Below are 26,157 nucleotides of genomic sequence, written 5' to 3'. Positions count from 1 at the left end.
AAATTTCGTGCAAAGGGCTGATAGTGATCTGGATTTCAGGCGGGGTGGTGGGGAACAATCAGTTGTATCAGCCAACAGGCAGGTTCCGATTGCTTTGCTGAGTGCCGGAACCCTGTCTCTGCAGAAGTAGGAGTTTAACAGCCATGAAAATCCGTTTTTCCGGAATGTTGTTTGCCGTCGCCGGCGCTGGAAGCCTGTTGCTGGGTGCCACCCAGGCCAGCGCCGATATGTACAAGTCCGGTGGCGGGAGCCTCTACGCCGGTGCCAATTACACCTTCCTCAACGTCGACGGCAGCGGTATCGATGCGGATCTGGGCATGATGTCGGCGAAGGTAGGGGCAAAAGTCAGCCCTTATCTGGGTGTCGAGGCCCGCGGCGGCTTCGGCGTAGCGGACGACAGCATTGGCGGGGGCACCGATCTGGAGCTGAATGCACTTTACGGAGGTTACGTCACTCTTAACGTTGATAATCCTTCAACGGTAACGCCGTACGTCATTGCCGGCCTGACCCGATACGACTACGAGGTGAGTGGCCCTGGCGGTACTGCCACTGAAGACGAGTCGGACTTTTCCTACGGTATCGGTATCGACATGGCTTTCAGCGACGCGCTGTCGGGCAATCTGGAATACATGCGTTACGGAGACAAGGACGACGTGGAGCTTGATGGTCTGGCGCTTGGTGTGACGGTCAGCTTTTAACCCGGGGGTCTCGGCTGCGCGCTGGCGCAGCCGAATCATTGTTCTGTTGGCAGCGCGGATACCTGGCTTTCCGCATACACGCTCAACGCCTCGGCCAGAACATGGGCGTCCCTGATGGCCGGAGAAAAGGCGACGTAGAGTTCCTCTGTGTAGCCAAGGCCCGCAAAACGTAGCGTTACCGGGTTAACAGTAGTTTTAAGGTAATACTCCAGTACCGCTTCTTCCTCGATAATGGCATCCACGCGTTTCATGGTAAGCATCCTCACCAGCCGGGGCAGAACCCGGTTTCCTTTGAGAATGGCAAGGCGTCTCGGATCCCGTTCGTGGAATCGGATATAATCGTCGTGGAGCCTTCCATAGGAATAGCTCTGGACGACACCCAGCGTGATCGTCTCCAGCGAGTGGAGTCCTTCGAATAGCCAGTTGAACGAGGGCAGGGTATAAAAACTGTGCCTTGCGATGGCGAGGGGCTGTCGCGGGAAGATTAACGCGGGCGACTCATCCGGGCTGGCGCCGACCAGACCGTCGAAGTTGCCCGATTCCACTTCCAGGATGGCCCGACTCCAGGGCATTTCCACGTATTCCACGCGGTAGCCGGCTCGCTGCAGCGCCTCTGATGCCTTGTCCACCAGGTGGCCCTGACTCCTTTCACCCATGCCAAGGCAGTTATGAGGGCACCAGCGGTCACCCACGAGCGTCACCGTCCGCTGACCGGCGAATACTGGCTGCGACAAAATCAGAAAAATGAAGAGCAAGGCGTAACCAAACATCTTGGTCACCTCAGAAGGATACATCCCCATATAGAGTAGCAGATTGATTTCTTGCCGTGTGTTGACCATATTTCAGGCCCGGGTGTCCGTAAAGTGCGGCTCGTTCGTTTCAGCCGCCACCGGCCACCAGGACATCCTCGCATGCTTCAGGAGTCACTGAATGAATTACCGTCGTCTCGGCAATACCGGCCTGAAAGTCTCGCCGCTGTGTCTGGGTACCATGACCTATGGCACCCCGGAGTGGCGGGAGTGGGTACTGGATGAACAGGCCAGTCGCCCTTTCCTGAAAAAGGCACTGGACGCCGGCATCAATTTTTTCGATACCGCTGACATGTATTCAGAGGGAGAGTCCGAACGGGTGGTGGGCCGCGCCCTGATGGACTATGCGGATCGGGAGGAATTCGTTCTGGCCACGAAGGTGTTCATGCCGATAGGCAAGGGCGCCAACCGGGGCGGACTCTCACGAAAGCACATCATGAACGCGGTTGATGCATCACTCCAGCGGCTGGGAACGGATTACATCGATCTGTACCAGATCCACCGGTGGGACTACGACACCCCTATTGAGGAAACGATGGAAGCGCTCCACGATGTGGTCAAGGCTGGTAAAGCGCGTTATATCGGTGCCTCCTCCATGTTCGCCTGGCAGTTCTGCAAGGCCCAGCACGTGGCCGAAATCAATGGCTGGACACGGTTCGTCAGCATGCAGCCAATGTACAACCTGATCTACCGGGAAGAGGAGCGGGAGATGCTGCCGCTTTGCCGCGACCAGGGCATCGGTGTGATTCCCTGGAGCCCCCTGGCCCGGGGTGTACTCGCGGGAAAGGCCCAGGGGCAGGGCGCAAAGACCACCCGCGGCCGAAGTGATGAAAATACCCGGAAATGGCACCTGGGCAGTGATATTGACCAGCCGGTTATCGCTGCACTTGAGGAGATTGCCGAAGAGCGCGGCGTGCCCATGGCCCAGGTGGCACTGGCCTGGGTCGCCTCCAATCCGGTTATCACCGCACCCATTGTGGGGGTGAGCAAGGAGAAGCAACTGGATGACGCCGTCGCGTCCCTGGACATCGAGCTGACGGTGGAAGAAAAGCAGCGCCTGGAAGCGGGGTACGTGCCTCACGAAATTGCCGGACACGCCTGATCAACTATTGACCGATATCAAACGCTCATACCCCTTAATGGGATAAAAATAATCGTAGGTTCGAGCAGGGTTACCCTGGTATTCCGCACGATTCTTTGATACGGGGACGATCATCATGAGCAGACTGAAAGGCAAAGTAGCAGTGGTAACCGGAGGCTCCGTAGGTATCGGGGCTGCCACCGTGACCCGAATGGCGGAAGAGGGCGCCGCCGTCGCCATCCTGGACCGCCAGGATCGGGAGGGAGAAGCCCTTGCGAAGGAACTGACGGATCGAGGCCTGATCGCCGGCTACTGGCACTGTGATGTCACTGATGAGCAGCAGGTCAAACAGGTTCTGGACGACATCGCCGGACACTATGGCAGCCTGACTGTGCTGGTCAACAATGCGGGCATTTCTGGAGCGAACAAGCCAACCCATGAACTGACCGAGGAAGAGTGGGACACCGTCCAGAACGTCAATGTGAAGGGTGTGTTTTTCTGCACCAAGCACGCCATACCCCACATGAAAAGCGCCGGGGTCGGCAGCATCATCAATCTGTCGTCCATTTACGGGCTGGTGAGTGCGCCGGATTTACCCCCTTATCACGCATCCAAGGGCGCGGTTCGGCTGATGAGTAAAACCGATGCCCTGTTCTATGCAACCGAGAATATCCGGGTCAATTCCATCCACCCCGGATTTATCTGGACACCGCTGGTTCAGGAACATCTCAAAACCACCGGAATGGATCCCGAAGAAGCCAGGAAGATGACTGCGGAGCTCCACCCTGTGGGTCATTTGGGGGAACCGGATGACATCGCGTGGGGTGCGGTTTATCTGGCCTCCGATGAGTCCAAATTTGTCACCGGCAGCGAACTGGTCATCGACGGGGGTTATACGGCCCGTTAAGGCAGGCCCTGAGCCTTCCATGATTCCGGCGTCATCGGATCGGAATCATGGAAGGCTCATTGGTCACAGCTGAATGGCCCTGGCGGGCTCTAGACGTAGAAGTCCAGATCCTCCTGGGCTTTCAGCAGATCCCGCATCTTGATGGGATCATCACCGAAGAAGAAGATCAGGCCCCAGTGGGTCCCGAAGGCAGACCGGTCAGGAACCGTCTCTTCTGTCGGCGCGATCAGCTCGTGGGACTCGAAATAGGGATGTTCAGTCGTTTCCTTGGGCATTTCCAGCCTGCTGACCACCCGGCGTCTCGGATACACGCCAAAGCAACCAGCGTAGCCCTTCGCATCCACCACTTCCTTCGGGAAGAAAGCTTCCACCTCTTCCTTGGTGCTCTTCGGATCGAACACCAGCATTGAAGCCTGGTAGGCATTGAATCCGTAGGCCCGTTCAATCAGCTCGAAAGCCTTGAAGCCGGGTGGGCGATAGGCGACCTCGCCGAAGTACATTTCACCGTCGGCCGTAACGAAGTACTCCGGGTGAATCAGACCGAACTTGATATCAAACGTCTTGATCAGCAACTCGATCTGCTTGGTTATCGCGTTACGCCAGCTCTCCAGTTCCTTGGTAGCGGGTACGAACACCGAGTAGCCCAGTGTCACGTATTCAGAGATGTTGAGGAACTGGATTTTGCCATCATGGATCCAGGCTTCGACAGCAAATTCCCAGCCGCTGAGGTGACTTTCCATCAGCAGGGGGTATTCCTCGTCCGGAATGAGGTCGATTTCCTCCAGTGTGCGAATCATCCGGTGGCCAAGGCAGCCGGCCTTGTCAAAGGCCTTGACGTGAATCGGGTCGTCCGGATCACCGTCAAGCTTGAGCAGCGTCTGATTGACGCGCTTCATGAAGCGGACGATGTCTTCCTTCTCGTGTGCCTCTTCAAAGATACCGACACGAATGCCACCAAGCTGGGCACGCCGCTTCATCAGAGCTTTGTCGCGGAAGAGGATGGACTGCCCGTACATACGGGGGTTATCGAGAAGCACGGAATTGATGGCGCCGGACCACTCGACGGTTTCCTCGAACAGTGGTATTGCCACGTCGACGCCTTCCGCCTTCAGCCTTTCGGCAATCTCCAGGGACCGGTCATTCAGGCGGATAAAATCCCACGGAATAAAAGGGATGTTGTTGGCGGTACAGAAATCCGCGGCCCAGTCAGGAGCAACGACGATATAGCGGCGGTCAAACTTTTGCGCAGCCTTGATCGCGTTGACGCTCCAGCCAAGCAGGGCGATATAGCCCTTGTTAGGATCCTTGGGGGTCTCGGTTCCGCGAACCGAGTCCATGTTCGGATCGCGCCAGGCTGCTACCTCTTTGGGCAACTCTTTTTCCGATGCCATAGACATTCGATGTTCTCCTTGCTGGTTAACCCGGACAAATTACGCCGATCAGGCGCACCGGGTGAACTGAACGCTCACACAGCGTCGTTTACGGGGGGGATTGGGTAACCCAGGGCGAGGTGAGGCGCTCAGGCTCGTAAATTTCCCACCGGCGGGTACAACGGGTCAGTGCATCCCGGTCTTCAACTTAAATATAGTCGGTGTAGAGGTAAATGGAAGCGAGAGGCCGAAATCGGTCCATGACACGGAGTGTGGCGCCCGGGAATGGCAACTCGGAAAAATACGAAACGTGCCGGTCAGATCTATACAGGATTTAACATAATATACATTATGCGCAGTTAGATACTGCCAGACTTGATGATTGACGGAAATCACAATCTGAAATAATGTTTTGTGAGCTCATACCCCCACTGGGTTCGGCTTGAGCACACGGCCTGTTTTTTACTGGATGAACTACTGCATGAGCTCCACTGCCACTGGTGCTTTGCTTTTCAATCAGGAACTCACCGATTTCCTTCTCGGCCCCATTGCCATAAAAGTTGGTTCCTGCAGCGCAGCCCGGGTGCCCTCGGTATCCCAGGCCTATGGTTGCCGGATATCCCGAGCCACTGGTGAAGTTTGCGTTTTCCTGTCTGAATCACGCTCGACCAGGGTGCTACGCGACCTACGTGAAGGAGGCGCTTTCTCTGCGGTATTCAGTCGCCCGGCAACCCACAGAACCGTGCAGCTAAAGGCCTCCGCCGCGCGGATTCAGCCGCTTGAGGATGGTGATCAGGTTCTGGTCGAACGACATGGCCTGCGCGCTGCTGGTGAGCTGATTTCCCTGGGTTACGCACCTGCGTTTTCGACGGCGTTGATGGCACCTGATATTACCGATGCTGTCTGTGTCTGTTTTCTGCCCGTAGCCGGTTTTGACCAGACACCCGGGGCTGGCGCGGGCCAACCTCTCGGAGCCGGGTAATGAAACCGCTTCTGAGTAGTCTTCGGCGCTGTTTCGAAGGTGCCGTTCCTGCCGTCATCGCTACCTGTGACGAGAACGCCATCCCCAACGTGGCTTACCTCTCACAGGTGCATTACATAGACGAAGAGCACGTCGCCCTGTCGTTCCAGTTTTTCAACACAACGCGCAAGAATATTCTGGCCAATCCCACGGCGACCATTCTGCTGGTGGATCCGGTAACGGCAGAGCACTATCACCTTCATATCTCCTACCTGCATACCGTCTCGGAAGGCCCATTGTTCGAATCGATGAAGGCGCGCCTTGCCGGCATCGCCTCCCATAGCGGCATGAGTGACGTATTCCGGCTGAAAGGCTCTGATGTCTACCGGGTTCAGAGAATAGAACCGGTATCAGGCACTTCGCCGGCATGCTGGGCACCGGTGGCGTCCAGCCCTTTACCGGTGTTGCGGCGCACTATTGAGCGACTTGGGGGCTGCCAGGACCTCTCTTCCCTCCTGGCAGATGCCCTGGCCTGTCTGGCACAGGAGTTCAACATCCAGCACGCCATGGTCCTGATGCTGGACGCCGCTGGCGACAAGCTCTATACCGTGGCTAGTCATGGCTATCTTCACTCCGGCGCGGGTTCGGAAATTGGTCTTGGTGAAGGAATTATCGGCGTAGCGGCCCGTGAAGGCGTTGCCATCCGAATCGGCCACTGCGCAACCGAGTATCTGTATAGCTATGCCGTTCGTGAAAGTTATCTGCAGAATAATGCCTCGGCTGACCTCGAGATGCGTATTCCGGTGCCCGGGCTGGCCAGATCTGGTAGCCAGATAGCGGTTCCCATCCTGCAGGGCCAGCAGCTGATCGCCGTACTGTATGCTGAAAGCCCTGAGGAAATGCGCTTTAGCTGGGATGACGAGGATGCGCTGGTGGCGCTTTCGCACTACCTGGCATTGGCAATCAGATCGCTGGAACGCTGCAGCGATCTTGCCGTTGAGCCCCCGACCAGGCAGCCCGTGTCGAAAGCCGGCAGCAAGCCGGTTGACGTGTGTTTCTACCGGACCGACCAGAGCGTGTTTATCAACAACGAGTACCTGATCAAAGGCGTCGCCGGGGCCATCCTGTGGAAGCTGGTCCGGGACCACAGCGCGCTGGGCCGCGACGAGTTCTCCAATCGCGAGCTACGTCGTGATAATAGCCTGCAGTTGCCGGATGTCGTCGATAACCTTGAGGCGCGGCTGATCCTCTTGCAGCGTCGGCTGGCCGAACGCTGCAATGTCCTGGCAATCGAGAAAATCGGTCGCGGGCGCTTTCGCCTGCGGGTAGCCGGCCCACTAAAGCTTCGTGAAGCTGCCGGATAATCAGGCCGGCTGCACGATTTGCTGCCTGACCACCGGCGCAGCGTGGGGCAGCATTTCCCGCACGGCCTGGACAATCTTCCCAGCTGTCGGGACGGTCGCCTGCTCCAGCACCCAGGAGGCTGCCGCTGGCGCGTCGGGGCCTGTCAGTCGCACCACCGGAGCCCGTAGCGCTTCAAACGCGCGGGTCACGGCCAGCGCGGCAATCTCCGCCGCCATGCCACACAGCCCGCTCGCCTCCTGGACAATGACCAGGCGCCCGGTCTTGCGCACCGACCGCAACACCGTTTCCTCGTCCAGGGGCTTGAGGCTGCGCAGGTCGATAACTTCAGCGCTGATGCCGAACTCCTCCAACTGCTTTGCCGACTCCAGGCAGATATTCACCGTCTTGGCGTAACTGACCAGCGTGACATCAGTGCCCTCGCGCGACACCGCAGCCTTGCCCAGGGGCACCAGGAATTCCGTCTCATCGGGAACCTCGCCACTTGCGTGCAACAGGCTCAGATCGGTGAATACGAGCACCGGGTTGTTATCGCGGATCGCCGTCTTTATAAGCCCTTTAAAGTCCGCCGGGGTAGACGGCATAACGACTTTCAGTCCCGGCGCGTGAACGAACATCGCTTCCAGATTGTGGTTATGCTGGGCACCAACGCACCAGCCGGCGCCGGTCATGCTGAGGGTCACCAACGGGAATTCGTGCTGGCCGCCGGAAAGATAGCGTAGCTTGCCAGCACTGTTGACCAGCGCATCCATGGCGTAGGTCAGAAACGGCGCGAACAACAGGTCGACGACAGGGCGCAGGCCGGTGGCCGCGGCTCCCACGGCCGTACCACTGATCACGGCCTCCGCCAGCGGCGTATTGCGGACGCGCTGCGGACCAAAAGACGCCAGCAGAGCAGCGCGGGACTTAGCCACGCCCTCACCCATCACCATGACGCGGGAATCGCGGTGCATCTCTTCCTGCAGCGCCTGGTTTATTGCCTGTTCTACGTTCAATATCGACATGTTTTTCGTTCCTTATCCGGCATAGACATGCTGTAGCAGTTTTTGTGGGTCCGGCCAGGGGCTTGCCTCGGCAAAGGCCTGTGCGGTATCGGTCTGCCGATGGATCTGTTCCTCGATGGTCCTCAACTCTTTATCCTGCAACAGGCCTTCGGCCTTCAAGCGTGCCTGCATTAACGCAATCGGGTCGCGTTTCAGCCAGCGTTGGCGCTCGACCTGGTCCACATAGGCGAGATCATCCGGCTCTAGATGTCCGCGCTGGCGATAGGTCAGCAGTTCCAGGAATCTTGGCCGGCCATCGGCACGGATTGCGCCAACGGCCTGCCTTGCAGCTTCAAGAACCAGGTCTGAATCGTTGCCATCAATGCGCTGGGTATCGAGCCCATGACCACAGGCCCAGCGGTAGATGGCATCATCGGCCATGGTTTCCAGACGATGCACATAGGCCTGCCACTGATTGTTTTCGCAGACGAACAGGAGTGGAAGCTGCCACTGCACGGCCAGATTGAGCGACTCATGCAGAATACCTTCGCAGGCGGCACCGTCGCCGAAGAATACAACCACCACGCCGCCCTCCTCTCCCTGCCCCATCTTCTGGGCTAATGCCACGCCCGGAGCCAACGACAGGCCTCCGCCCACAATGGTGGAGGTCAGAACGACTCCCAGTTCCCGCGCGGAGACATGGAGGCTGCCACTGTGGCCACCGCAATACCCGTCAACACGTCCCAGCACCTCCGCCATCAGGCGGCCCGGGTCGGCCCCGCGTGCAAGCAGGTGTGCAGCGCTGCGATGGTTCGTGATAATTCTGTCTCGACTGTCCAGAGCGCCCAACACTCCGACAGCGCAAGCTTCCTGGCCGACGCTGGTGCAGGTGCCTGGTACCCCGTTGTTCTGCTGCATCAATGCGAGCCGCTCTTCGTATGCCCGGATGAGCATCATTGTGTCCAGGCCACGCAACCGGGGTTGGGGATGATTTATCGGTGTATCTCTCAAGATATTCATAGCAAAGTCGTCAACCTAAAAGAGGATCAGGGTGTCGCTGCTTGCAGCGGCAGATTCTTGGGGAAGAACTCGATGTACGGGGTGCTGACCGGCTGATCCGGGGCAACGGCAACCGGTACCGGATCGCCGGCCGGCCCGAGGGACCTTACGAAATGGTAAAGGGCCAGCAGGTCTTCATCGTTCATGTCCCGCAAAGCGAACCACGGCATGGGTGGCATCATGGGTGCACGGGCCCGGGCCAACCACTGTTCTTCGTCCATGTCGGCAAAGTACAGCCGCAGATTGGCGGGGTAAGTGGTGCCCCAGGGACCCTGAAACCCAACGTTCATTCCGGTAAGCCACTGTTCCCTGGGAATGTTTCCGGCGGTTTCCGGATAGCCGGCGGTATGGCAGTCGTTGCAACCCGCAATGCGGGCGAGATACTCCCCGCGCTCAATGGATGCATTGCGGGTCTCAGGCGCGCCAGCAATGGCAGGCGCGGATAACAGTGAACCAAGCAGTGCGGCGCAAAAGGCGGGGCGGAAAGCTGAAAATGTTGAGGTAATCATTCCTGAACTCCTCGTGATGTCGATGTCACTCAAGCGGGTTCAGAATACTTCGGGCAGGTTAGGGGCGATGCTAAATCTTGCCTAAGTAAATCCTAAGAAAATATTAAGGACATGGGTTTGGTCATTCTGAATTCGAATCACGATGAGCAGCTAAGATGCGAGGCCCCGCCCACGCCGAAAAGCTCCGGCGGCTTCGGCCGGTAGTATTTGTTCTCCACGCCCTCAGATTGCTCCGCGTATGGCTGGGTCATGACCTCCTGCAGCTCTCGCAGCAAGGCGTAGTCCCCGGCTGCGGCTTGCTGATAGGCAGGCACAACCAACCATTCCTTTAAACTGTACTTCGGGTTGACGAGCTTCATCTGGCTGGAAAGTTCCTCACGAGTACCACGCCGAGTGAGCGAGTTCCATTTTGTAAGCCATGCTGACCAGCGCCTGTCTATTCCTTCGGGGTCTGCAGTATAGGTCGGGCCCTTGTAGAAGCTCTTCTTGAGTGGCTCAATGTCATCTGGCACCGACGAGAGTTCCCGGAAGAACATGGTGTAATCAACACGGGTTTGCATCATCAGCTTTGCCAGCTCGCGGAACAAAGCCGCCTCAAAAACGTCGAGTCCAAGCTTGGTAGCCCACATCTTTTCCATTTGTGCGTGCATCACCACTGGGAAATCGCTCTGAATCTCCTCCAGCTGTCGCAGAGAGTCTGGGTGCCCTGCCACCAAAGGCCGAACCGCCGAACAAAACGAGTGGAAGTTGCGTTCGGCCGCTGCTGGTTGGTTGAGGAACGAGAAGTGGTCTCCGCCACCCGTCCATGGTTGATACTGCGGATCAAACACATCGCAGAATCCAAAGGGGCCATAGTCGAGCGTGAAGCCGCCCGCCGCACAGTTGTCGCTGTTGAAGTTACCCTGGCAGTAGCCAACACGGATCCAGTTCGCTACAAGCGACGCCAGCCGGCTGCGGAACTCACGTGCCAGCAACACCACTTTTTCGGCGGTGGCCAGTGACTGGTCGATAACGTCACCGTACTCACGATCGATCAGGTGCAAGACGATCTTCTCGAGCTCCTCCATCGCCTGAGGGTGTTCCTGCTTGCGGGCTCGACGGCTAAAGAGTTCAAGCTGCCCTACCCGAATGAACGACGGCGCAACACGCGTGGAGATGGCAACGGGCTCGGATATAAGGATATCGGGATCTACTGAGCGTGAGCCCTCCGAATACCAGGGACGCCTGACTTTCTCGGTTTTCGACACGTACAGACTCAGGGACCTTGACGTAGGCACACCAAGTGCGTGCATATGCTCCTGGGCCAGGAACTCCCGCACACTGGATCTCAGAACGGCCCTGCCGTCCGCGCCGCGGCCGTAGGGTGTGCGCCCTCCCCCTTTCAACTGCATTTCCCAGCGCTGCCCGTTGATGACAGCCTCGAGCACCGAAATAGCGCGACCGTCGCCATAGCCATTGCCGGTCTGGAACGGGCATTGCTGGTAGAATTCGTTGCCGAAGATGGAAAGTGCGTAGCCACACGCCCACCCGACGTTGCGCAGAGGCTCCGGAACACGGGATAAGTCGCCGGAGAACATGCGGACGAAGTCGCGGGACTGCGCCATGCCGTCGGCGAAACCCAGTTCGTGAAACAGATTTTTCCCATGCGCGACATACTCGGGATTTTCGATTGGCGTGGGATTGACCGGAACATAGTGCCCCGAGAAGACTTGTCGTGGCTCATGGTCAGCTCCGCTTGCTTTCCCCTCAGGATCACAGTTGAGCGTGTCCATGAGTGAATAATCTGCCAACGTTGCGAGATCGTCGAGGGTCGCGACAGTTGTAGGCGTTTCCCGGGGGTGTCGCTTTATCATAGGGACTCCTCTTGCGTTGGTTTGATAGACTTTGCCATAAGCGAGACCACTTTACGCTTCCTTTGCTTTTAGTGTAACGCTATCAGGCGTCTGCTGTTTGAGGGCTTGTCAGTGAGATGTTGCTGTTCTATGGGTGCAGAGTGTTCCACAAGGCGGCTCATTTTTAAGGTGTCCGACCGAACAGACATGGCCGTGCTCAGGCGTCATAATCGTAGATCAAGTCATCAACAGCTGCGGGGCTGATCACATGGGCATGAAGCTCTCCCCACCGGCAACAAAGTGAATATCGAGGAAGCATGATTAGCAAGTCGAGGGCACTGAAGATCCAACGTCCCTCTCTCTCACTGCTTATGTCCGAGCCCTTTCGCGCCATGACCGAGTTGGCCGGGTACAGTCTCGGGAAGCCCTATTCCGCGAAGCCTGGAGACGGGCATCCAGTCATACTTTTCCCGGGTCTTGGCGCGGACGGGAGATCCGTCGCTCCCTTGCGCGCCTTCTGCAACTCATTAGGTTACGATGCTTTCGACTGGGGCCAGGGATTCAACTTGGGGCCGAAGGGGGATCTGGACGGCTGGCTGGACTCCATCAAGTCACGGATTGTCGATTTGCTTTCCGATCACACCCAACCGGCCACTCTCATCGGCTGGAGCCTGGGCGGATTCTACGCCCGCGAACTGGCCAAACTGATGGCACCGCACGTTCGAGAGGTGATCACACTAGGGACACCGTTCAATGCGGAAGCCGACCACACCAACGTGGGCTGGCTCTTCCGTTTGATAAACGGCAGTCCGTTGGCATACGATCCGGCGTTGAGCCAACGGCTGCGAACGCCTCCACCGATTCATACCACCTCAATTTACAGCCGGTCAGATGGTGTCGTCTCCTGGAAGACCTGTTGCCACCTCGAACGGTCTGATCTCGTGCATGACATTGAAATCAGAGGCAGCCACCTTGGTATGGGCTGGAACCGTGACGTACTAGCGGCGATTGCGAACCGCCTTGCTCAATAACCCCGGGCTCCCCTCGCTCCAGGTTGCCCGCAAGGCAATCGGTTCTCGACTGACTTTCGAAGCATTGCCCGCTGCGATGGCTCGGCATGAAGTGGAACCATTCATTGATCGGGCCTACCCGTTCGCGCAATACCGTGGTGCCTACCAGCGTCTTGCCTTCGCCTCTTAAGCCTCGGTTTTCAAGAGGAACTCACGCTCAACGTCATCCAGTCGATCTTTGCCGAAAAAGAGTTCATCACCGACAAAAAATGACGGACTACCAAAAATGCCTCGCTGAACCGCCTCTTCAGTCGCTTCAACCAACTGTTGCTTAATATCGCTATCCGATAACTTCGCGATGAAGTCATTGGAATCGATGCCTATAGACCCCAATTGCTCGGAGAACACGGACTCATCACCCATGTTCAAACTTTTTTCCCACATGGCGGAAAACACCATTTCTATATAGCGGTCGTAAACTCCGGTCTGCCTCGCCAGAATCGAACCACGCATGAGCATCATAGTGTTGACCGGAAAAAACGGATTTTGCCTGAACTGACTGATGCCATGGCGCTTGATGAAGCGTGTCATCTCAAGTCGTTCGTAAGCCAACTTTGCTGGAACGTTGGCAAAAGCCATCATGGGGGATTGATTACCCGTTGCCTTGAATACGCCACCCAGCAATATCGGTTTCATTTCAAACTCTGCGCCGAGTCGCTTCTGAATTTCAGGGATGCGCCTGTAGGCGAGATAGGCATTGGGACTGCCGAAGTCAAAGTAGAACTCGATCTTGGGATTCATAACGATCTCCATGGGCTCTAGTGATTCCACCACGGCCGATCTGAGAATGACCTGAGATCAAGCTCGTGGGTCCATGTGGAGCGATGTTGGCCGGCGATGTGGAAATAGGTTTCTGCCACTCGCTCGGGCAGTATCAATCCGTCATTTTCCAGGCCGCGTGTTCTGCGCAGCTCCTGGAATTCTTCAGGTCCCAACAGCTTGCCGAGTGTGTCGGGGGCGTCGACCGCACCGTCAATCAGGATATTGGCGACGTGAATACCTTTCGGCCCGAATTCAGCGTTCAATGACTGGCACAGCATCCGGCGTCCGCCCATTGCTGCCGCGTGTGAGTGCTGTCCCGCGTTGCCACGCACCGCAGCGGTTGGCGAAGTCACCAGAAGCGTGCCGTGGCCCCGTGCTTCCATGCGGGGCATGATGGCGGATGCGAAGCGAAACAGCGCAAACGTCGCAAGCCGCCACCCCAGTTCGAACGCCTTGTAGCTGGTATCGGCGAGATGGCGATCGCCGATCTGGGCACCAAGGTTGAAGACAGCGACCTCAATGGGGCCGATCTCCTTCTCGACCGCATCAATACGTTCTTCGATACTGTTTTCTTCCGCCGCATTGAGCAGAAACCCGGATGCGGCACCGCCCTCTGCCTCAATGTCTTGCACCAACCTCTGAAGCCCCTGATCGTCGCTACGCCTGCATAGCACGGCGTGGTAACCACCCTGGGCAAAGCGCTTACCCACACTGCCACCGATGCCGGCACCGGCGCCCATTACCAGACAGACTGGATCCATAACTCTTCTCCCGTGACTTATTTCTTAGCCTTGACCGTCGAATGGTTCAACAGGGCAAGGACGTGCGCATCCGCTCCCGGCCCTGGGCGCAGCCGGATCCGGTTGCGCGGGACGATCTGCCCGGTCTCGGGGTCCACAAGGGCGAGTCGCAATTCGCGGTCGGTCTCACGGTCAACGAGCTCGACGGTCGGCGCGCCATAGCCCGAGGCATCCCAGCGATCCCCCCACTCACGCAGGGCGGTTGTGACCTTCCAAAGATCACAGCCTTTCTCGGTCAGGTGATATTCATCCCGCGGTGGCCGCTCACTGTAGCGGGTTCGTTGGACAACGTCGTGGGCTTCCAGCGATTGCAGTCGCTTCGACAAGGTCGTCGTGGGAATACCGCAGCTCTTCCTGAAGTCGTCGTACCGGGACAGTCCAAGACCGAGATCCCGCAGCAACAGAAGCGTCCAGCGATCACCGATGATCTCCAGTGCGCCTGCCACCGAGCATCGCATGCCGGCAAAGGACTTGGTTTTCATTTGACTTCCCCCTAGTAACTCTTATCATGAGAGTTACATTGGTCGTCCAGGTTGTCAAGTTCTGATTCTGGCGAATCAGCATCGATGGCTTCGACCGGACCACTTATAAGAGAGAATTCCTGTGACACATTCATCCGCAACACCCCAAACCCTTACCGGGCCGACTCTGTTCCTGCTCGCGGGACTGGCAGCTATGGGAGCACTGGCGACGAATGTGATCCTGCCGGTATTTCCAGGCATGAGCGTCGGTCTTGGTGTGGACACACGGGATCTCGGCCTGACATTGAGCAGTTTTTTCATCGCGTTCGCAGTGGGACAGCTGTTTGTTGGTCCACTGGCGGACCGTTTTGGTCGCAAGCCTCTGGTGGTCGGCGGCCTGGCAATCTTCATTGTCGGCAGTGCGGTGTGCGCGCTCTCCCCCACCCTGGACATCCTGATTCTGGGGCGCATCATCCAGGCGTTGGGTGCCTGCGCCGCCTTCGTTCTGGCGCGGGCGATAGCGCGTGATTTATTCGATGGCGAGGCGCTGGCACGAGCGCTGGCGTTAATCATGATTGCCATGGCTGCAGCACCTGGCTTTTCGCCGCTTGTGGGTACCGGACTCGGAGCGTTACTCGGCTGGCGCTTCATATTCGCTGGCGTTGCCCTGTTTGGTCTGGCGCTCGGCATTTTTTACGTGCGAAGCATGGGCGAAACCCAGCCGAGCGGGGCAAGACAGCCGCTTCGGATCCGTGCTGTCCTTGTGGCGTATGGTGCACTCGCACGGGATCGCCGTTTTATCTACCCCGCCCTTTCAGTCAGCCTGACGCTGGGCATGCTCTACGCTTTTTTTGCGAGCGCGCCGGCCATTCTTATCGGTGAGCTCGGGCTGACTGGACTGCAACTTTCGCTGTATTTCGCCGCAACCGTGTTTATTGTCTTTGGTGCCGGTTTTCTGGCACCGAAACTTGCACGCCGATGGGGGCAAGCGTGGATTGCCATGATCGGTGCGGTCATCGCGCTGGCGGGGAGTCTTCTGATTCTGACCCAGGCCGCGACACCGACTTTAATGTCCATCACCAGTGGTCTTGGACTGTTTCTTCTTGGCATGGGATTCGTCAACCCGCTGGGTACGGCGATCGCGCTGCAACCCTTCAAACACAATGCCGGGCTGGCTTCAGCGCTGCAGGGTTTTCTCCAGATGGCGTGTGCAGCGATCGGCTCTACAGCGGCCAGCGTTTTACCACTGCCTCCAGCGCTCGCATTGGCAGCCACAATGACCGCCGGCTCGGCGCTGGCGCTACTCGTGTTCATTCCTGTTATCGCCCACCGACCCCGGAATAAGGTCGCCCTGTCGTGAAAGCGTTCGTGGCAGCTGTCGAAAAACAACGAAATATCAATTTGATAGGAGAGCCCTAATATGAACGTAAACGATACCCATACAGATGCAACCGGGCTGGAACAGCTGCAGGCACTGCTTGCTTCCGGCAAGGGGGCCCCGATTGGCGAGACGCTGAAGTTCCGCCTCACTGAAATTGCAGAAGGCCATGCAGTGTTTGAAGCCGAACCCGGTCCCCATGCCTATAATCCGATCGGCAGCGTACACGGCGGATTCGCGGCGACCCTGCTCGACAGCGCCTGCGGCTGCGCGGTTCATTCCAGACTCAGGGCCGATCAGATGTACACGACGCTGGAACTCAAGACGGCTTATCACCGGGGCATGACTGCCAAAACGGGAACGGTGCGGGCCATTGGCTCCGTGCTAACCATGGGCCGGCGTACTGCATTCGCAGAGGCACGTCTCGTCGATTCGAATGACCGACTCCTGACATCCGCAACTTCGACGCTGCTGGTGATGGATCGTCCGTCCTGACATGACAGTTTCTCAATAGTCCCCCGGGTCCCGCACCGAGCAGATGCTGACTCGCCCTGCATTGCCGCTGATTCTGGTAATGGCGACGGCGAATGCCATTGCCTTTTTTGTGCAAGGCACCGTCAGCATGACCGAGGTATGGTTTATTGGACACCTGGGCACCGAAGCCCTGACTGCCATTGCACTCATGTTTCCGGCGTTGATGCAGATGCTGGCCAACGGCGCTCTTGGCGGGCCCCTCAGCAGTTCCGTGGCGAGGGCACTGGGGCGTGGCCGAAAAGACCAGGCAGAAGCGCTCATCTGGCACGGTGTAGTGATTGCACTGGCGGCGGGCGGCCTGTTCTGGCTGATCTGGTGGCTCGGCGGTACCGCCCTGCTCCATCAGCTGGATTGGACCGGCCGGGCACTCGCGGCAGCCCTCACCGGAAGTATCGGTCTGATGCTGGCCTTCGCCCCCGGTCTCTGGGTCGGACTTTTTACTGACGATCCTGCGACCTACATTGCGGGCGCGCAGTTCCTCCACATTGCCGGACCTCTCTTTCTGTTCCAGGGCCTTGGCCTTGCCCTCTACTTTGGCTCCCAGGGTGCCGGCGTTATCCATTGGCCAATCGCTGCTGCCCTGGTCCGGTTTGTGGTGGCAATTGGTGGGGCCTTGATTGCAGTCTATTGGTTCAGTGCGGGGCTTGACGTGGTTTAGGCCTGCATCGCTGCCGGCATGCGACTTTTTGGCACCATCACGGCCGGCGCCATCCGCCTTGCGGCCTGGCGCCGGATTTGAGGTGCATTTATCTGTTCGAATCGATAGGCCTCCAACAAACAATATCGCCACTTAGGTTAATCTTTAGCGTTCTTGGCTGAACCAGAACCGTACTCTTTGAGTATGTAAAGCCCTCCGTTTCGATCAGACGCATAAATCCACGGTTGATTCGGAATCTTGTAAATTCCCCAGACATCCTGGATACCAGCATTTTGCGTTTCAAACTCGCTGCCGGTCCGATGATAGCGTGCAACTTCCACCGGATTGACCGGGTCGCTTACATCCAACACCACAACACCATCCGAGTACCAGGAAATATAAGCCTTGTTATCCTCAACAATCACGTTATGAGATGAATAGGTGCCGCGCGGATCACAGCTGGGATCGGTTGGATTGGCACTGCATACGGTGTTGAACGTAGACATCAGGATCGGATTGGCCGGGTCAGCGTAACTCCAGATCCGCATGCCGCTCCAGCCATTCGGAATCACCGCAGCGGTGATCGTCGCTCCGCCAGCACCGATTACCAGATCAGCAGCGTTTGCCACTCCCATGATGGCGAGGCCAGTGGAGTGCCCCACGAAAACGCCGGGTATTGAGATAGCCGTACCGCCCATCGTGACCAGCGCATCGCCACGGGCTTCGTCATTAAAGACCACCATGCCGCTATAACCGGCAGCGATAACGTTCCCGCCTTTCACTGTGAAGGCGCAGACGCCGCGCTGGATCAGCGCAATTCCGCTACCCGCCGGCACAGAAGCCCCGTCACAGGCCAGGCCTACGTAGGTCGTCTGCCCGCTCATTTCAGCACCAGGTTCCTCGGCAATGGGCGAGGTAATCTCTCCCTCAGAGGAGGCATAAGTGCCAGCGTTTGGGCCCGAGCCATCTATCGTGAACTGAGATTCAAACGGAGAGAAATCCTCTTCACCTTCAACCACGATCGAACCATTTGCATTTGGCCAGACCGAGTGGCTGTTTACTTCTCCGTCCTCGCTGGTCGGATCAATTGCAACCGATACAAGTTGTGGATTGCTAACATCGGTAATGTCGAGCCTGACGAGGCCGGCATCCCAGTTCGCCAGGTACGCCGTCAGGCCATCTGGTGTAATGGTAACGTCATGCAGAAAACGGTTTTGCGAAGCGCCAAACCCGCTGAAGAGCCAAATTGCCGCGTCCAGATTTCGGGAAACATCGCCACTGGCAACAACACCCGGATCGAATAATTCTTCTGCGCCCCAGAATGACACAAGCATAGGGTTTGCCGGATCGGTGATGTCGTAGATGTGGAAGTTGCCGAACACTGTTTCTGTCGTTACTGCCACATAATCCTTTCCGGCCTGGCTAAAGAGCCACAGGTTGTGCACACCGACGTCTGTCACAGGCCCGGCAATAATAAGTGGAGCGAGTGGGTTTGGGTCATCGATGCGGACCGACGCCAGGTGGACTGGATGTAGAGGATCTTCGACGTTATAGACCTCGTACCCGCCAGGTCCTCCGGCGCATGGTTCGTTTGAATGCACCAGGATATCTCCCCTGCCCATTGTTGCGACTCTGACATCGTTAGTGCGGCTTCCGGTTGGTGACTGAATGACTCCGACAAATTCCGGATTGGTTTTGTTGCGCACGTCCCATATCCAGATACCCGCGTCCGGGTCGCCGCCACAGGGGCTATTAAAAGTTCCCGTGTACGCATAGTTGCCCAGTGCCCAAACATCGGTTGTGGAGTTTGCAGAAAGCCGTTCGCCACGGCCGGCTTCGGCAAGATTTTTGATAACTTTGGCGAACGGCGCATCACTTACGATGTCGGCTACTGCGGCATCGTGTGCCGCGAGCGGAGCGCTCGGATCGGCACGAACAAGGTCATCTGCAATGCTTGGTACATGTTGAGGTTCGTCGTCGGGATCGTCAGTAACCACCGGTGGCGGTGCCGCGGAAGCCGAGAAGGCCATAAAGCTTGAAACGACTACCAATGCAAGCTTGAACGCTTTTAATTGCTTCATAGTGCCCGTTCCTTTGCTCAATTTTCATCGTTGTCCCGACGACTACATAATTCCCTCGGACATGAGTTGCGTGGCTTTTTAGACCAGCGAAAAAAGAAGCCACATGCATGCCATATAAAAATAACGGCTCAGATATATAGAGTTGCGGTAACCGTTGGTTCAGTGGAAGGAGCTATATGTAAAGGATTCCGACGTTTTATCGTATCGATGGGCTCAGCGGGACATCGGTATTCTTTAGGCTGCCGTTAAAGCTGTTTACGGAGGGTGGCTGAAGCTGCGGGCCTGAGTGATGGGGATCTGAGGATCTACAGATCCGCGATCAACCCGTCGCTATCCTCTGTTGCCCATCTTTAACGGTTGGGTTGACTGGCGAGATCCCTGAGTGCCTCCATGGCCTCATCGATTCGATCGCTGGGTACGAACATGTGGTCGTGGTAAAAGCCTGCGATGACATTGGTGGTAATGTCACGCTCGGCAAGCAGGCTGGTTACCACGGATGTGAGTCCCAGAGCTTGAACACTGGAGTGGCCCTCGAGTGTGATACGGCGGAACACCCGGTAGTAGTCCAGCCCCTCTGCTTGGGCCTGCTCCAGAGGAATCACCAGGGTAAGACCCTCCAGTTCGGCAATACTGACAATGGGTTTCAGCTTTTCCAGCTCGCCGTATTTTGCACGAGCCACTGTGCAGTAGACATAGGATGTCGTGTCCAGCCTTGGCGAAAGCTGCTTGATCAAATCCTGGAGATACTGTGTTCGCTTCATTTTCAACTATCCTCTGGCCGAATGACGTGGGTACCTCGGAAATTTAGCACGTTCTGTGGTCGTCAATGACCACACGAAGCACTCAATCTGTTATCCAGAGAACGTGGCTGCATCACCCGGACCTGGCGCAACCGACCTACCGATTGCCGAGAGCCAGGACCTGAACCCTTCTTCCTGTTAGCCCTGGCTACAACTGAAAGTAACAAACCAACTGCGAACAGAGAGATAGTGCCAGGTTCTGTAACTGCAACCGGCGCCTCCCTGTAGACAAGAGACATTGCCGTCCACTCGGGATTCAGTTCCTCAAGCACGGTCGCGCCGCCGGTGAATCCGGTGCCGTCGAACCCCACCCTCTCAAGTCTGGAGGTAGTGCCCGAGGCCCGCGTAAAGTACAGGAAACCGGCTGTGGAATCGTAGGACATGGATGTCCACTCCGGATTCAGCTCTTCAAGCACAGTCGCGCCACCGACGAATCCGGTGCCGTCGAACCCCACCCTCTCAAGTCTGGAGGTGGTGCCCGAAACCCGTGTGAAGTACATGAAACCGGCGGTGGCGTCGTAGGACATGGACATCCACTCAGGATTCAGCTCCTCAAGAACAGTCGCGCCGCCGGTGAATCCGTTACCGTCGAACCCCACTCTCTCAAGCCTGGAGGCGGTGCCCGAAGCCCTCGTAAAGTACATGAAACCGGCCGTGGCATCGTAGGACATGGACGTCCAACCCGGATTCAGCTCCTCAAGCAAAGTGGCGCCGCCGATGAATGTAGTGCCATCAAAACCCACTCTCTCAAGTGTCGGGCCGGTACCTGTATCGCGACTGAATATCACATCGGAAATAGGAAGGGCTTTCGCAACTCCGGCTGCCAGAAACAGAGCCAGGAAAAAAACTGAGGCAGATAACCTTTTGGCGTTCCACATTGGGTTTACCTTTTTCAAGCCGCAATGGACACACTTGCGCAGCAATGCCTGAGCCAACTGTAAAAGGCGGATCAATATCAATCTCCTGAAGGAGACGCCATATATGGTTTTTTTCGAATGTGTAAAGTTTTCCGACTACCAGGGGGCTTGAAACGTTCTGCAAAGCCCTGGCGGGCCTGACCAATTGGCACTCGTCTGATCGAACCGCGGACATGAGTGCCTGGTGCCGATCGCGGCAAATCAATGACCTTGGACACCGCAAACGCTCATGGTCTACGCTGAATATGCTTCTGCATGCACTCACCGAGAAACGGGCCTGGCGCTTGTAGCTGGCGCAACGACCGCCTCGGCCACGGTAGCAGCCTATGTGTTGTCTGATCGTCACCCAAGGAACTATCAAGCTAAGGAAGACCCATGGAAATGCCGATGACTCAGCGCCTGAGTGCCCGCGACCTGGTGGAAATGATGGAGGATGCGCGGCAGCGGACTCTGGACCTCACCCGGGATTTGACAGATGAGCAACTCCTGGGACCCATGCTGGACATTGTGAATCCACCTCTGTGGGAACTGGGCCACATTGGCTTCTTCCATGACTATTTTGCGCTGCACCTGCTTCAGAAGCGCCCGGAGTACATCATGGCGGGCGCGGATAAACTCTACGATTCCTCCAGCATCCCTCATGACGACCGTTGGGACCTGCCTCTGCCTGATCTTGAGGACACTTTTGCCTACCTGAACTCGGTGAAAGCAGCCATGGTCGATTGCCTGCCCAAAGGAAGGGTGAGCGAAGCGCAGAGCTACGCATTCCAGCTTACGACCTACCACGAAGACATGCATTGCGAGGCCTTCACCTATACCAGGCAGACACTCGCCTACCCTGCTCCGAATCTGAGTGAGCCTGCGCCTCCTGGGCCCGCCGACAGTGGGCCGCTGCACGGCGACGCCCGGATTCCGGGCGGTCGCCACATGCTGGGCTCGGACTCGCGTGTGCCTTTTCGCTTCGATAACGAAAAGCAGGCCCACGAAGTCCGGGTGGCGCCCTTTGCCATTGCCCGGGCGCCGGTGACAAACCGCGAATTCCTGACTTTCGTTGAGGACGGCGGGTACCGTCGCCGGGACCTCTGGAGCCGGGCCGGGCTGGAGTGGCTTACCGGTTCAGGACTTGAGGCACCCCGCTACTGGCGGCGTGGCGCCAGTGGCGTCTGGCAGGTTCGGCAGTTCGACCGCTGGGCAGACCTGCCGCCCCACCAGCCCGTAAACCATGTCTGCTGGTATGAGGCCGAGGCTTATTGCCGCTGGGCCGGCCGGCGGTTACCCACCGAAGTGGAATGGGAGGTTGCCGCAAGCCGGGCGCCCGATGACTCGGGCGATGACCTGACGGAAGATAAGCGGCTCTTCCCCTGGGGCGATGGGCATCCCCGCCCGGAATTGGCCAATCTGGATGGGCAGCGGCTGGGCTGTGTGGATGTTGCGGCTTTCCCTGAAGGGGATAGCGCGTTTGGCTGCCGCCAGATGCTCGGCAATGTCTGGGAATGGACCGACTCGTTGTTCAAGCCATACCCTGGCTTCAAGCCGGATCTTTACCAGGACTATTCTGCACCCTGGTTCGACGAGGGCCGACGGGTGCTTCGCGGCGGAAGCTGGGCAACGCGGGCCCGGCTCATCAACAACAACTACCGGAATTTTTTCACTCCCGACCGGGGAGACCCGCCCGCGGGTTTCCGAACCTGTGCCCTTCCCGGTAACCATGATTCCTGAAGAAAACAGGATGGGGCAGGCATCTCGTGGACTGAGTGATAAACCGGCCCTGACCTCCGAGGGACAGGCATGATCTGGCTGGGAACCCTGTGGCTTGCCCTGATGTGGCTGATGTTTTTTGTACTGGGCCTGCTTGCGCTGGTATTCCTGTTCCGGCGCAGGGGGCGCGATTCCCGCCGCGATCGTTCCGCGCCACTGGTCTACCCACCGGACAGTGCCCGACAACAGGTTCTGAAGAGTATCGAAGCCATGCATGGAGCCACTGAAGGACTACGCGGTAAGGCCCGGGTAAAGGCACTCCGGGACTATATGGACAGCATGAGTGATGGGCTGGATCTGGTTTCCGAGTTCCGTCCCAGCACGGGTTCGGCGCCTGCCGGAGAATGGGTGATTGCTCCGGGCGCCCTGCCCGAGCGCAGGATCCTCTATATACATGGCGGCTCATGGATCGCCGGCAGCCCCAGGAGCCATCGGGCCATAACGGACCGCCTGTCGGCGCTGGCCCGGGCCTGTGTATTTGCCATCGACTACCGGCTGATGCCGGAGCACAGTTTCATGACCGGGGTTTCCGATTGCCGTCGGGGCTATCGCTGGTTGCTGGAAAACGGTCCGGATGGACCGGAGCCCGCCAGATTCGTGGTGGTGGCCGGAGATTCCTCCGGCGGCAGCCACACACTAAGCCTCCTTGCCTGGATCCGGGATCAGAAACTGCGGGCGCCGGAGGCAGCGGTGGCGCTGTCCCCCTCCACGGAGCTGATGATCACGGGCCTGGGCAAACGGGATAATATCGAATCGGATCCGATGCTCGGACCCATGGTAACGAAGCTGGCGAAGATACCCGCACCCATGCTCTGGTGGGGAACCTTGATGGGCCTGCGGGTACTGCCGACCAATCCGGTGGCATCGCCCCTACGGGGCCCCCTGCATAATCTTCCGCCCACCCTGATCCAGGTCAGTGAAGCGGAAATCCTCCTGGATAATGTGCGCCGTTACGCAGCCAAGGCCCGCCAGGCAGGCTCCAGCGTGGAGGTGCAGACCTGGCCCGATATGGTCCATGTCTGGCATCTGTTCACGCCTTTGCTGCCGGAAGCCAACGAAGCCTTCGAGGAGATAAGACTCTTCCTGGAACGGGTTGAACGCGATTGCCCCTGATCTTTCCTTTGGCCGCGTTCCCGTAATGGATTCTATTGCACCCTGGACTGGGCTATTCCCAGGCGCTTGTTGACGGCATCGCGAATTTCCCGGTAGCGATCAGGATCATTGATCAACGTGTCCAGATCGTCCTCGGGAAACATCTTCCTTTTCTTCTCGAGGGCTTCCTCTTTGGAGAAGATGGAGGGTATCAGTCGTTCCAGGCAGCGCAGCATCACCTCTGGTGAAACCGACGCCCCGGGGGATGCTCCAAGTAACGTCCCGTAGGTTCTGTCCTCGGACACGAGAATTTCCGTACCCATCTGCAAGTCCCCGTCCTTGATGATCTGTACCCTTTGCCCGGCCTGGAGCGGCTTCCAGTCAAACTTTTTACTCAGGCCCGGGGCGAAGTTGTCGAGTTCCTCGAACATGCTCTTTTCCCCCTTGAAGGTTTCCGACACCAGATACCGGACCAGGGGGAAATGCTCGATCGCCACACTCAGAAAACCGGGGATATCATGCGGGCGGATTGAGGTGAGGTAATCAAAAAATCCTCGACCCTTTTCGAGGACCGGATTAAACGACGCAAATGGACCAAACAGGAGGTAGTGCTTGCCATCCACAACCCGCAGATCCAGATGCGGCACGGACATGGGAGGCGCACCCACCTTGGCTTTGCCATAGGTCTTCGCCTTATATTCCTTGGCCTGTTCTGCGCTGATCTGGGCACGTAGAAACCGGCCACCCACAGGAAAGCCTGCGAACCGGTTCCGGAACGGCAGGTGGCTTCTTTTCAGGAGTGGAAACGCGCCGCCACCGGCACCGACGAAAAGCACGTCAGCCTTGTGCTTGACCGGACTGCCATTGCTCTCCGCTTCGATAACCCAGCGCCCTGTGGGGCTCCTGTGCACACGTTTGACGTGGGTGCCGTAGTCGATTCTGACCCCAAGCTCATTCACCGCATACTCCGCCATCTGCTCCGCCAGAGCACCGAAATTGACATCGGTACCCGTTTCAATGACGGTGGCCGCCATTTTTTCATGTCGGGGGCGTTCCTCCATGGTGTAGGGAATCCAGCTCTTTATCTCATCGAAGTCTTCCGAATAGCGCATGTGCTCGAAAAAGTGATGGGCAGACATTTCCCTGAATCGTAATCTCAGCTCTTCAATTGCGGATTCAGAGACAATGGTGCAGTGTTTGGTCTGGTTAATGAACGTTTGAGGCTCTTTGACGGCACCCCGTTCGACCAGGAAAGACCAGAACTGCTTGGCGACGTTGAACTGGGCATGGATCTTCAGGGCTTTCTCAACGGAGATGACTTCTTCGTCCACCGGGGTATAGTTGAGTTCACAGTTTGCCTCATGGCCTGTGCCGGCGTTGTAGAACGCCCAGGAGTTGCCGGCCCCGGGCCGGTCAAGCCTCTCCAGAATGGTGATCTCCAGCTCCGGTGCCATTTCTTTTGCCAGAGTGGCAAAAGTGGTTCCCATAATCCCCGCGCCGATAATGATTACGTTCATAGATTCTTCTCGCCAGAGTCAGGTGTCTGATGGTCGTTGACAAAGTCTTCTGGTTGGAAGGTACCACGCTTCAGGCATGCCCCGGAAATTCCGCAAGGCGAATGCCTCCCCTATCTGGCGATAAGGCAGGAAACCGGATCTGTGTTACTTGGTTCGGCAGGAATGGGGGCTGCCGATGAGGGCCGTAAAAACCACTCAGGTCCTCACCAACAGACTTCAGCTTTCTTCAAGACTCACTGACGCTGTTGCCGCTGGTGCTCCAGCATCTGCTCCATCATGAGCTGCATCTGGTTCATGCGGGTCTCCATCATTTCCAGTCTCTGCTCGTAGCCGGAACCGCCGGCCTCGTCACGGCCCTGCTGGGGTTTACCGGGCTGTTTCTTACCCTGGCTGTTTCCCATCATGCCCTGCTGACCGTTCCCCATCATGTTCTGGTTATTTCCCATCATTCCCTGCTGGCCACTGCCCATCATGCCCTGGCCATTCCCCATCATTCCTTGATTCATCATGCCTCCGCGCATCATCTGCATGTGCTTGTGCATGGAGTCCATGTGCCTTTCCCTGAGCCGCTCCCGCTCCGCATCTGATTCTGCATTACGCATTTCCTGCATCATCTGCTGCATTTGCGACATGTTTTCATTCATTTGCTGCATCTGTTCCTGGTCCATCATGCCGCCACGGTGCATGGGCATCTGCCCGGAATTGCCCTGGGCGGTTGCCAGTAAAGGCGCGGACGCAAGCAGTGAACATGCGATCAGACGAGTAAATTTATTCATTGG

The 26,157-nt window shown here is 57.5% G+C and carries 24 protein-coding genes; 10 read left to right on the top strand and 14 right to left on the bottom strand.

All coding sequences use genetic code 11. The features are described 5' to 3' along the window. Positions 1 to 143: 143 nt before the first annotated feature. Positions 144 to 698, top strand: a complete 555-nt coding sequence (locus BM346_RS02050; protein WP_092008636.1) for a porin family protein — start codon at positions 144 to 146, stop codon at positions 696 to 698. A gap of 35 nt (positions 699 to 733) precedes the next feature. Here BM346_RS02050 and BM346_RS02045 read toward each other — a convergent pair whose 3' ends face one another. Beyond that, on the bottom strand, positions 734 to 1,390 hold the full coding sequence (locus BM346_RS02045; protein WP_217648223.1) for a substrate-binding periplasmic protein: 657 nt from the start codon (positions 1,388 to 1,390) through the stop codon (positions 734 to 736). Positions 1,391 to 1,628: 238 nt separating this feature from the next. On the opposite strand from BM346_RS02045, the gene BM346_RS02040 reads away from it, so the two are divergent. Then, the gene (locus BM346_RS02040) at positions 1,629 to 2,609 is read left to right on the top strand and encodes an aldo/keto reductase (protein WP_092008634.1); all 981 of its coding nucleotides are present in this window, start codon (positions 1,629 to 1,631) and stop codon (positions 2,607 to 2,609) included. A gap of 115 nt (positions 2,610 to 2,724) precedes the next feature. Beyond that, positions 2,725 to 3,495, top strand: coding sequence for an SDR family NAD(P)-dependent oxidoreductase (locus BM346_RS02035; RefSeq protein WP_092008633.1), 771 nt, complete (start codon positions 2,725 to 2,727; stop codon positions 3,493 to 3,495). Positions 3,496 to 3,584: 89 nt separating this feature from the next. Here the strand turns inward: BM346_RS02035 and BM346_RS02030 are convergent, their stop codons facing one another. Next, positions 3,585 to 4,892 carry a carboxylate--amine ligase gene (locus BM346_RS02030; RefSeq protein ID WP_092008632.1) on the bottom strand — a complete coding sequence of 436 codons (1,308 nt, stop codon included), beginning with the start codon at positions 4,890 to 4,892 and terminating at the stop codon, positions 3,585 to 3,587. A gap of 954 nt (positions 4,893 to 5,846) precedes the next feature. On the opposite strand from BM346_RS02030, the gene BM346_RS02020 reads away from it, so the two are divergent. After that, on the top strand, positions 5,847 to 7,190 hold the full coding sequence (locus BM346_RS02020) for a GAF domain-containing protein (RefSeq protein ID WP_092008630.1): 1,344 nt from the start codon (positions 5,847 to 5,849) through the stop codon (positions 7,188 to 7,190). Here BM346_RS02020 and BM346_RS02015 read toward each other — a convergent pair whose 3' ends face one another. The 4 genes from BM346_RS02015 to BM346_RS02000 all read right to left on the bottom strand — a co-directional run bounded on the left by BM346_RS02015 (position 7,191) and on the right by BM346_RS02000 (position 11,592). Beyond that, the gene (locus tag BM346_RS02015) at positions 7,191 to 8,192 is read right to left on the bottom strand and encodes an alpha-ketoacid dehydrogenase subunit beta (RefSeq protein WP_092008629.1); all 1,002 of its coding nucleotides are present in this window, start codon (positions 8,190 to 8,192) and stop codon (positions 7,191 to 7,193) included. 12 nt (positions 8,193 to 8,204) lie between these two features. Further along, positions 8,205 to 9,125, bottom strand: a complete 921-nt coding sequence (locus BM346_RS02010) for a thiamine pyrophosphate-dependent dehydrogenase E1 component subunit alpha (protein ID WP_206675711.1) — start codon at positions 9,123 to 9,125, stop codon at positions 8,205 to 8,207. 92 nt (positions 9,126 to 9,217) lie between these two features. Beyond that, positions 9,218 to 9,739 carry a c-type cytochrome gene (locus BM346_RS02005; RefSeq protein WP_092008627.1) on the bottom strand — a complete coding sequence of 174 codons (522 nt, stop codon included), beginning with the start codon at positions 9,737 to 9,739 and terminating at the stop codon, positions 9,218 to 9,220. 137 nt (positions 9,740 to 9,876) lie between these two features. Then, a complete protein-coding gene (locus BM346_RS02000) occupies positions 9,877 to 11,592 on the bottom strand; it encodes a protein adenylyltransferase SelO (RefSeq protein ID WP_092008626.1) in 1,716 nt (571 codons plus the stop codon). A gap of 371 nt (positions 11,593 to 11,963) precedes the next feature. On the opposite strand from BM346_RS02000, the gene BM346_RS01995 reads away from it, so the two are divergent. After that, complete coding sequence (locus BM346_RS01995) at positions 11,964 to 12,602, top strand: esterase/lipase family protein (protein WP_167812656.1); 639 nt, start codon at positions 11,964 to 11,966, stop codon at positions 12,600 to 12,602. A gap of 165 nt (positions 12,603 to 12,767) precedes the next feature. Here BM346_RS01995 and BM346_RS01990 read toward each other — a convergent pair whose 3' ends face one another. Genes BM346_RS01990 through BM346_RS01980 form a run of 3 tightly spaced genes read right to left on the bottom strand, consistent with a single transcriptional unit; the run spans position 12,768 to position 14,685 of the window. Next, entirely contained in the window at positions 12,768 to 13,382 is a 615-nt protein-coding gene (locus BM346_RS01990; protein ID WP_092008624.1) for a 2-hydroxychromene-2-carboxylate isomerase, read from the bottom strand. A gap of 17 nt (positions 13,383 to 13,399) precedes the next feature. Then, the gene (locus BM346_RS01985; protein WP_092008623.1) at positions 13,400 to 14,164 is read right to left on the bottom strand and encodes an SDR family NAD(P)-dependent oxidoreductase; all 765 of its coding nucleotides are present in this window, start codon (positions 14,162 to 14,164) and stop codon (positions 13,400 to 13,402) included. A gap of 17 nt (positions 14,165 to 14,181) precedes the next feature. Then, positions 14,182 to 14,685 (bottom strand): winged helix-turn-helix transcriptional regulator, encoded by a 504-nt coding sequence (locus tag BM346_RS01980; protein ID WP_092008622.1) that lies wholly within the window; start codon positions 14,683 to 14,685, stop codon positions 14,182 to 14,184. 193 nt (positions 14,686 to 14,878) lie between these two features. Here BM346_RS01980 and BM346_RS01975 point away from each other — a divergent pair, with 193 nt between their 5' ends. The 3 genes from BM346_RS01975 to BM346_RS01965 are packed head-to-tail and all read left to right on the top strand — an operon-like array spanning position 14,879 to position 17,234. Beyond that, complete coding sequence (locus BM346_RS01975; protein WP_092008621.1) at positions 14,879 to 16,024, top strand: Bcr/CflA family efflux MFS transporter; 1,146 nt, start codon at positions 14,879 to 14,881, stop codon at positions 16,022 to 16,024. Positions 16,025 to 16,084: 60 nt separating this feature from the next. Further along, a complete protein-coding gene (locus tag BM346_RS01970) occupies positions 16,085 to 16,537 on the top strand; it encodes a PaaI family thioesterase (RefSeq protein ID WP_092008620.1) in 453 nt (150 codons plus the stop codon). A gap of 43 nt (positions 16,538 to 16,580) precedes the next feature. Beyond that, the gene (locus tag BM346_RS01965; RefSeq protein ID WP_092008619.1) at positions 16,581 to 17,234 is read left to right on the top strand and encodes an MATE family efflux transporter; all 654 of its coding nucleotides are present in this window, start codon (positions 16,581 to 16,583) and stop codon (positions 17,232 to 17,234) included. A gap of 137 nt (positions 17,235 to 17,371) precedes the next feature. On the opposite strand, the gene BM346_RS01960 is transcribed toward BM346_RS01965, so the two are convergent. The 3 genes from BM346_RS01960 to BM346_RS01950 all read right to left on the bottom strand — a co-directional run bounded on the left by BM346_RS01960 (position 17,372) and on the right by BM346_RS01950 (position 20,972). After that, complete coding sequence (locus tag BM346_RS01960; protein ID WP_092008618.1) at positions 17,372 to 19,294, bottom strand: PA domain-containing protein; 1,923 nt, start codon at positions 19,292 to 19,294, stop codon at positions 17,372 to 17,374. Positions 19,295 to 19,644: 350 nt separating this feature from the next. Further along, a complete protein-coding gene (locus BM346_RS01955) occupies positions 19,645 to 20,055 on the bottom strand; it encodes an ACT domain-containing protein (RefSeq protein ID WP_092008617.1) in 411 nt (136 codons plus the stop codon). A gap of 62 nt (positions 20,056 to 20,117) precedes the next feature. Next, positions 20,118 to 20,972, bottom strand: a complete 855-nt coding sequence (locus BM346_RS01950; protein ID WP_139229886.1) for a hypothetical protein — start codon at positions 20,970 to 20,972, stop codon at positions 20,118 to 20,120. Positions 20,973 to 21,386: 414 nt separating this feature from the next. Here BM346_RS01950 and senA point away from each other — a divergent pair, with 414 nt between their 5' ends. Together senA and BM346_RS01940 are read left to right on the top strand one after the other, a co-directional pair. Beyond that, complete coding sequence (senA, locus tag BM346_RS01945; RefSeq protein ID WP_092008615.1) at positions 21,387 to 22,730, top strand: selenoneine synthase SenA; 1,344 nt, start codon at positions 21,387 to 21,389, stop codon at positions 22,728 to 22,730. Between the two features lie 69 nt (positions 22,731 to 22,799). Further along, on the top strand, positions 22,800 to 23,882 hold the full coding sequence (locus tag BM346_RS01940) for an alpha/beta hydrolase (protein WP_092008614.1): 1,083 nt from the start codon (positions 22,800 to 22,802) through the stop codon (positions 23,880 to 23,882). Positions 23,883 to 23,914: 32 nt separating this feature from the next. On the opposite strand, the gene BM346_RS01935 is transcribed toward BM346_RS01940, so the two are convergent. Together BM346_RS01935 and BM346_RS01930 are read right to left on the bottom strand one after the other, a co-directional pair. Then, positions 23,915 to 25,378, bottom strand: coding sequence for a malate:quinone oxidoreductase (locus tag BM346_RS01935; protein WP_092008613.1), 1,464 nt, complete (start codon positions 25,376 to 25,378; stop codon positions 23,915 to 23,917). A 233-nt stretch (positions 25,379 to 25,611) separates the two neighbouring features. Next, the gene (locus tag BM346_RS01930) at positions 25,612 to 26,154 is read right to left on the bottom strand and encodes a hypothetical protein (RefSeq protein WP_174805170.1); all 543 of its coding nucleotides are present in this window, start codon (positions 26,152 to 26,154) and stop codon (positions 25,612 to 25,614) included. Positions 26,155 to 26,157: the final 3 nt, after the last annotated feature.

Source organism: Marinobacter daqiaonensis, from assembly GCF_900115285.1.
Taxonomy (GTDB): Bacteria; Pseudomonadota; Gammaproteobacteria; order Pseudomonadales; family Oleiphilaceae; genus Marinobacter; species Marinobacter daqiaonensis.
This window is presented reverse-complemented; position numbering and strand designations above follow the sequence as displayed.

Coding starts and splice junctions, on each gene's coding strand:
- BM346_RS01935 (WP_092008613.1), bottom strand. CDS start 25,378: ATGAACGTAATCATTATCGGCGCGGGGATTATGGGAACCACTTTTGCC.
- BM346_RS02030 (WP_092008632.1), bottom strand. CDS start 4,892: ATGTCTATGGCATCGGAAAAAGAGTTGCCCAAAGAGGTAGCAGCCTGG.
- BM346_RS02000 (WP_092008626.1), bottom strand. CDS start 11,592: ATGATAAAGCGACACCCCCGGGAAACGCCTACAACTGTCGCGACCCTC.
- BM346_RS01980 (WP_092008622.1), bottom strand. CDS start 14,685: ATGAAAACCAAGTCCTTTGCCGGCATGCGATGCTCGGTGGCAGGCGCA.
- BM346_RS01960 (WP_092008618.1), bottom strand. CDS start 19,294: ATGAAGCAATTAAAAGCGTTCAAGCTTGCATTGGTAGTCGTTTCAAGC.
- BM346_RS02020 (WP_092008630.1), top strand. CDS start 5,847: ATGAAACCGCTTCTGAGTAGTCTTCGGCGCTGTTTCGAAGGTGCCGTT.
- BM346_RS01970 (WP_092008620.1), top strand. CDS start 16,085: ATGAACGTAAACGATACCCATACAGATGCAACCGGGCTGGAACAGCTG.
- BM346_RS02005 (WP_092008627.1), bottom strand. CDS start 9,739: ATGATTACCTCAACATTTTCAGCTTTCCGCCCCGCCTTTTGCGCCGCA.
- BM346_RS01995 (WP_167812656.1), top strand. CDS start 11,964: ATGACCGAGTTGGCCGGGTACAGTCTCGGGAAGCCCTATTCCGCGAAG.
- senA (WP_092008615.1), top strand. CDS start 21,387: ATGGAAATGCCGATGACTCAGCGCCTGAGTGCCCGCGACCTGGTGGAA.
- BM346_RS02015 (WP_092008629.1), bottom strand. CDS start 8,192: ATGTCGATATTGAACGTAGAACAGGCAATAAACCAGGCGCTGCAGGAA.
- BM346_RS01975 (WP_092008621.1), top strand. CDS start 14,879: ATGGGAGCACTGGCGACGAATGTGATCCTGCCGGTATTTCCAGGCATG.
- BM346_RS02010 (WP_206675711.1), bottom strand. CDS start 9,125: ATGCTCATCCGGGCATACGAAGAGCGGCTCGCATTGATGCAGCAGAAC.
- BM346_RS01985 (WP_092008623.1), bottom strand. CDS start 14,164: ATGGATCCAGTCTGTCTGGTAATGGGCGCCGGTGCCGGCATCGGTGGC.
- BM346_RS01955 (WP_092008617.1), bottom strand. CDS start 20,055: ATGAAGCGAACACAGTATCTCCAGGATTTGATCAAGCAGCTTTCGCCA.
- BM346_RS02035 (WP_092008633.1), top strand. CDS start 2,725: ATGAGCAGACTGAAAGGCAAAGTAGCAGTGGTAACCGGAGGCTCCGTA.
- BM346_RS01990 (WP_092008624.1), bottom strand. CDS start 13,382: ATGAATCCCAAGATCGAGTTCTACTTTGACTTCGGCAGTCCCAATGCC.
- BM346_RS01940 (WP_092008614.1), top strand. CDS start 22,800: ATGATCTGGCTGGGAACCCTGTGGCTTGCCCTGATGTGGCTGATGTTT.
- BM346_RS01930 (WP_174805170.1), bottom strand. CDS start 26,154: ATGAATAAATTTACTCGTCTGATCGCATGTTCACTGCTTGCGTCCGCG.
- BM346_RS02040 (WP_092008634.1), top strand. CDS start 1,629: ATGAATTACCGTCGTCTCGGCAATACCGGCCTGAAAGTCTCGCCGCTG.
- BM346_RS01950 (WP_139229886.1), bottom strand. CDS start 20,972: ATGTGGAACGCCAAAAGGTTATCTGCCTCAGTTTTTTTCCTGGCTCTG.
- BM346_RS02050 (WP_092008636.1), top strand. CDS start 144: ATGAAAATCCGTTTTTCCGGAATGTTGTTTGCCGTCGCCGGCGCTGGA.
- BM346_RS01965 (WP_092008619.1), top strand. CDS start 16,581: ATGCTGACTCGCCCTGCATTGCCGCTGATTCTGGTAATGGCGACGGCG.